Genomic DNA, 5,754 nt, shown 5'->3' on the forward strand with positions numbered 1-5,754 from the left:
CTGAGCTATGGCACCATTGTTTCTCTTTTGCGGTTGCAAAGGTAGTGAAACTTTTGGACTGTGCAAGGGCTTTGGGGATAAAAAACGCTGATAATTGCCTATGTGGCTAAGTATCAGCGTTTATAATTTAATAAAAAAAGTGTTTTTTTATTCTTCTCCCTTTTATTCTTCTGCATTTTCGGTCGTTTCGTCTTTCAGCGGATTCCAACCTTGGGCTTTTAACTCAAATTCCTGGCCGTCGCGGGTAATCAAAGCACAACCCAGTTCCGGTTTCGTGATATGACCGATCAGTTTCACACCCTCCATTTCAGAAATCCTTTCGTGGTCAGAGATGGGGACGGTGAATAGCAATTCATAATCCTCGCCACCGTTCAGTGCACATGTAGTCAGGTTCATGTTGAACTCCTCTGCCATGACAGCTGTCTGGTAGTCAATAGGAATATGCTCTTCGTAAACACGGCAACCTACTTTACTTTGCGTACAGATATGCAGCAATTCAGAAGATAAACCGTCCGAGATATCCATCATGGAAGTGGGCTGAATCCCTTCTTCCGCTAATTTCTTGATGATATCGCGACGTGCCTCCGGTTTTAGCTGACGTTCCAGAAGATATTCTTTTCCGGAGAAATCAGGCTGCACATCAGTCTTCCCTTTTAATGCCACCTTCTCTCGTTCCAATAGCTGTAAACCCATATATGCCGCACCCAAGTCACCGGTCACACAAACTAGATCAGTCTCTTTGGCACCATTCCGGTAGATAACCTTATCCTTATCTGCCTCACCAATACAAGTGATGCTGATTGCCAGTCCTGTAAGCGAGGAAGAAGTGTCACCACCTACGATATCCACATTGTACTCCTCACATGCCAGGCGGATACCTGCATATAGCTCCTCCATATCTTCTACGGAGAAGCGTTTGGAAAGAGCCAGGGAAACGGTTATCTGCTTCGGGGTACCGTTCATGGCATAGATGTCGGAGAAGTTCACGACAGCCGCCTTATAGCCTAAATGTTTCAGTGGGACATAAATCAAATCGAAATGCACACCTTCCATCAGCAAGTCGGTAGTAATCAAAACCTGCTTTTCGGTAGGATAGGAGAGTACGGCGGCATCGTCGCCTACACCGTACTTGCTTGATTCATTCTTCAGTTCAATGCCTTCGGTAAGGCGGCGGATAAGACCGAACTCACCGAGGCTTGATATTTCTGTTCTCATGATTACGCTCTGTTTATCAATTCTCTCATAATTTCCGTCATCTTTGGTTGTGCAGCATCGGCAGCTTTCTGTACTTCCTCGTGCGTTACTTCCACAATCTTACCTTCCACACCGAGGTCGGTAATCACGGAGATACCGAACACTTTGATGCCACAATGATTGGCAACAATCACTTCCGGCACTGTAGACATACCTACTGCATCCGCACCGAAGATATGGAATAATTTATATTCGGAAGGAGTTTCAAATGTCGGGCCTTGTGTACCGACATATACGCCATGTTGCACTTTAATTCCTTTTTCTGCTGCAATAGCATTCGCCTTACGGATCAGCTCTTTGTCATACGCCTCACTCATATCCGGGAAACGCGGGCCATACGGAATGTTCTTGCCACGCAACGGATGTTCTGGGAAGTAATTGATATGATCCGTAATAATCATCAGGTCGCCGATTTCAAAATCAGGATTCGTACCACCGCTGGCATTTGAAACGAACAGGGTTTTGATTCCCAGTTCACGCATCACACGTACGGGGAATGTTACTTCTTTCATCGAGTAACCCTCGTAGTAATGGAAGCGTCCCTGCATTGCCATGATATCTTTGTTGCCTAACTTTCCGAATATAAGTTTTCCGCTGTGTCCTTCTACCGTCGATACGGGGAAGTTCGGGATTTCCTCATATTTTATTTCATACTTCTCAGTGATTTCGGTGGCGAGACTGCCTAAACCGGTTCCGAGGATAATTGCTGTCTCTGGTTGTGTGTGCATTTTACCTTTTAGGTAAGCTGCTGTTTCTTGAATGAGCTCTAACATAGCCAATAATATTCTGGTTAAATATATGTTGTTGATTTTGTAAAAATTCTATCTCAATAGGCAAAACGTATAGATACGGTTTCAATGCTTCGGCCAATGCCGGATGATGTTGCAACCTTGTCGCATCCTTTTCTGTTGTGATTATCAGCTTCTTATCTCCTTCCAGACGCTCAAAGCGTTCTTTGATCATTTGCAGATCCTTGTTACTGAAATCATGGTGATCGTCAAACTGGCATATGTTCACATGCGGCGTATACGCTTCCAGTTTTTCTACCAAGGGTGCGGGCGAAGCGATTCCTGTAACCAGCAACACCCGTTCGTCTTTTTCTAGCGATGTGAGTGTTCTCCGCTTCTTGCCGAAAAGCGGTGTCAGTGCTCCATATCGGAATGAGGAGAAATAAAGTTGTTGGTATGGGTACAGTTTTAGCCTTTTCGTGATGATATTGAAATCTATTGGTTTGATATCTTCCGGACATTTGGTTACGATCACGATATGCGCCCGGTTTTTGCCATCTTCCGGTTCACGCAATCGCCCTGCCGGAAGCAGGGTGTCATCTGAGAACAACCTGTGAAAATCAGTCAGCAGTATATTCAGTCCGGCTTTTACATGCCGGTGCTGGTAAGCATCGTCCAGTAACACCACATCCACTTTGGGATTGTCCAACTTCATCAGTTGTTCGATACCATGACAACGATTCTCGTCTACAGCCACCCGGATACCCGGGAATTTGGTTTTTATCTGATATGGTTCGTCACCGATGCGCTTTACGTCTGTTTTCTCCGTAGCCAGCACATATCCCTTGCTTTTCCGTTTATAACCGCGGCTCAGCATGGCAACGTTCGCTCCTGTCTGTTGCAACAGTTTGATAAGATACTCCGTGTGTGGCGTCTTGCCTGTTCCGCCTACAGCGAGGTTTCCAACGCATACTACAGGTACGTCAAAACTCTTTGACTGGTAATATCCCCAATCAAAGAGTTTATTTCTCAGATATACTCCCATCCCGTAAATCCACGAGACGGGGTATAGCCAATAGTGTATCTTAACCAGCGGTTCTTCCATCCACTCCTTTCTTTAATTGATGTTCAACTCGAACGGAACACGTGCTTGAATCTTATCGTAGTTCTCAAAGTTATTCAGCCAATCGAACTGATTGTAAAGTTCACCTACTTTGCCTTTCAGCATACGAGATTGGATATATCCACCCGGATTCGTATCCATCAGCGTTTCGAAGAAACTCTTCTTGCCGGGGTAAGACATTACGGTGTAAGCATCCAGTCCGGCTTTTCCAATAGCCATTTCCAATGCTTTGTCCAGCCCGCCCAGTTCGTCTACCAAGCCCAGTTCTTTGGCTTTGGCACCTGTCCACACACGACCTTCGGCAATCTTCTTGATTTCGTCTGTAGTCATGCCGCGACCTTCTGCGCAACGTTTCACGAACAGTTCATAACCCTCGTTCACCATATTTTGCATCAAGGCCTTTTCACCATCATTCAGTGCACGTCCCATCATTCCGAAGTCAGAATATGTATTTGTTTTCACAACGTCGAATGAAAGACCGATTTTGTCTGTCAGCCCTTTCACATTGGGAAACATGCCGAAGATACCGATGGAACCGGTCAGCGTGGTCGGGTCAGCTACGATGCTGTCTGCATTACAAGAAATATAATAACCACCTGATGCAGCATAGTCACCCATAGATACAATCACCGGTTTTTCTTTCTTCAACTCGGTTACTGCGTACCATATTTGTTCTGAACCGAAAGCACTACCACCCGGAGAATTCACGCGCAGTACTACCGCTTTCACGTCTTCGTCTTCTTTCAGTTTGCGCAAGTCGCGGATCACCTCATCTGAATAGATGTTGCTTTCGTTGTCTGTACGGGAACTTCCACTGTAGATGTCTCCGTAAGCATAATATACAGCAACAATATTTCCGCTTTTATCTTTGGGAACATTCTTTTTTACATTTATCATATCTTTCAAAGTCAGTACCGGCATATGGTCCTTTTTATCTATGCCTATCAGAGTTTTCAGATAGTTGCGTACATCATTCTTATATATCAAGGTATCTGCTAGTCCATATTCCACGCAGTCTTCTGCAGGATAGAACATCAGCATCTTGTCAGCAACTTCATTCAACTTTTCTTCGCTTACACTTCTTGATTCGGAGATGTCACTCAACATTTGTCCCCAAATGCCATCCAGGAATACAGCTACCTGTTCGCGGTTGGCCGGACTCATTTCAGTGGAGATAAATGGTTCTACAGCCGATTTATAAGTACCTACTTTGAATACCTGCATTTCCACGCCAATTTTAGACAGCAAGTCCTTGTAGAAAATCGGAGTAGAAGCCAGACCGTACCAGCCGATTGAACCTTGTGGATTCAGCATTATCTTGTCGGCTACACTTGCCAAGTAATACAGATGCTGTGAATATTGGTCACCGTAAGCTACTATAAATTTGCCGCTGTTTTTGAAGTCAGCCAATGCTTTGCGTATTTCTTCTATAGAAGCAAAACCTGCACCCATTGAACCGGCCTGCAGATAAATACCCTTTATGTTTTCGTTTTCCTTAGCCTTTTGAATGGACGATAAAATGTCATCTAAGCCATAAATGGTTTCATCTTCACTCAGGAACATGTCAAACGGATTGTCCTGACTGCGTTCAGAGAGCATACCTCTCATGTCGAGCATCATCACAGAGTTTTTGCGCACTTGTGTTTCAGACTCCGACGAAGACAGCATACTAAACAGTATTAAGATGCTGACGAAGAACAACACAACGCATGACACGATAATACCTGTGATGGTGGCAAGCGTAAATTTAAAAAAATCTTTCATTGTAGTTATTGTTTTTTGTATGCTAACTTATAAAAGCTAACAAAGATAAATAATTGAATTGATATTTACCCTATCTGTCGTAAAGTTTTTCATTTTGTCACACTGTCTCTTGAAAAATATTGTTGTCTTTATGTCGTTTGGAATTGGAAGTAGAGCAAATTATACGTATATCTTGCGAACATTTATGTTGTTTGCAGGAAATGAAAGGATTCTTAGGGAGGTTTTGGAAGAAGCACAATCATTCTACTGTTTGCTTTTTATAAGTAAGCACAAATAATCGGTAGAATCCCTCTTTTCTTCTTAGTTCCTTTTTGCTTTCTGCTGTTTTCTTCCTCTTTTCATATCTTCCTCTTCTATCTTTCTTCTTTTCTTTTTTTCTCTTCCTTCCAGTTTTCTCCTTGCTAAATATCTTTTTTCTCCGTATCAAATTCGGTTTAAACTATAAAAATCATCTCTTCAACCGAATTTGTACCGAGTTAACACCGAGTTTGTACCGAATTAGCTTTGTAGAGTCTCTGGCTGCAACAATGTTTGAATCTCCTTCGTATCCTTTTCTCCTGCCTCGCGCGTATGTATATATATAATGTGTACCCTTCCGTGCCCGTCCACACCTCCTTTCTAAAATATGTTCTACAACATCCTTATCAGTCAAGCAGTTAGAAAATAGTTTCAAAAAACCTGTGAAAAAACGGTAGATATATTTGGATTGAATTGTAATATGCGCTACTTTTGCACCCGCTTTCCAAGAGACGGTAAGCCTTGCAATTGACATTCTGACAGAAACGGTGTAAGAACCCTAACGTTTTTCTTTCCTTTTGCCCTAATTTCAACCAAGAATACGGCAGTCGAAAAGAAATTTGAAAAAAAACTTCCGAAACATTTGGA

Annotated in this window: 4 protein-coding genes; all 4 read right to left on the reverse strand. The window is 43.1% G+C overall.

From position 1 onward, the window contains the following. Positions 1 to 162: 162 nt before the first annotated feature. The 4 genes from thiL to sppA are packed head-to-tail and all read right to left on the reverse strand — an operon-like array spanning position 163 to position 4,869. Positions 163 to 1,215: a thiamine-phosphate kinase gene (thiL, locus tag BWI44_RS11520; protein ID WP_195209628.1), complete on the reverse strand. Its 1,053-nt coding sequence runs from the start codon at positions 1,213 to 1,215 to the stop codon at positions 163 to 165. 2 nt (positions 1,216 to 1,217) lie between these two features. Further along, positions 1,218 to 2,027, reverse strand: a complete 810-nt coding sequence (locus BWI44_RS11525) for a purine-nucleoside phosphorylase (protein ID WP_118296590.1) — start codon at positions 2,025 to 2,027, stop codon at positions 1,218 to 1,220. Then, the gene (lpxK, locus tag BWI44_RS11530) at positions 1,984 to 3,087 is read right to left on the reverse strand and encodes a tetraacyldisaccharide 4'-kinase (protein ID WP_195209627.1); all 1,104 of its coding nucleotides are present in this window, start codon (positions 3,085 to 3,087) and stop codon (positions 1,984 to 1,986) included. Before lpxK ends, BWI44_RS11525 begins: the two co-directional genes overlap by 44 nt. Before the next feature lie 12 nt (positions 3,088 to 3,099). Then, positions 3,100 to 4,869 carry a signal peptide peptidase SppA gene (sppA, locus tag BWI44_RS11535; RefSeq protein ID WP_118296588.1) on the reverse strand — a complete coding sequence of 590 codons (1,770 nt, stop codon included), beginning with the start codon at positions 4,867 to 4,869 and terminating at the stop codon, positions 3,100 to 3,102. Between the last annotated feature and the right edge of the window lie 885 nt (positions 4,870 to 5,754).

The organism is Bacteroides sp. Phil13 (assembly GCF_001940965.1).
GTDB lineage: Bacteria > Bacteroidota > Bacteroidia > Bacteroidales > Bacteroidaceae > Bacteroides > Bacteroides intestinalis.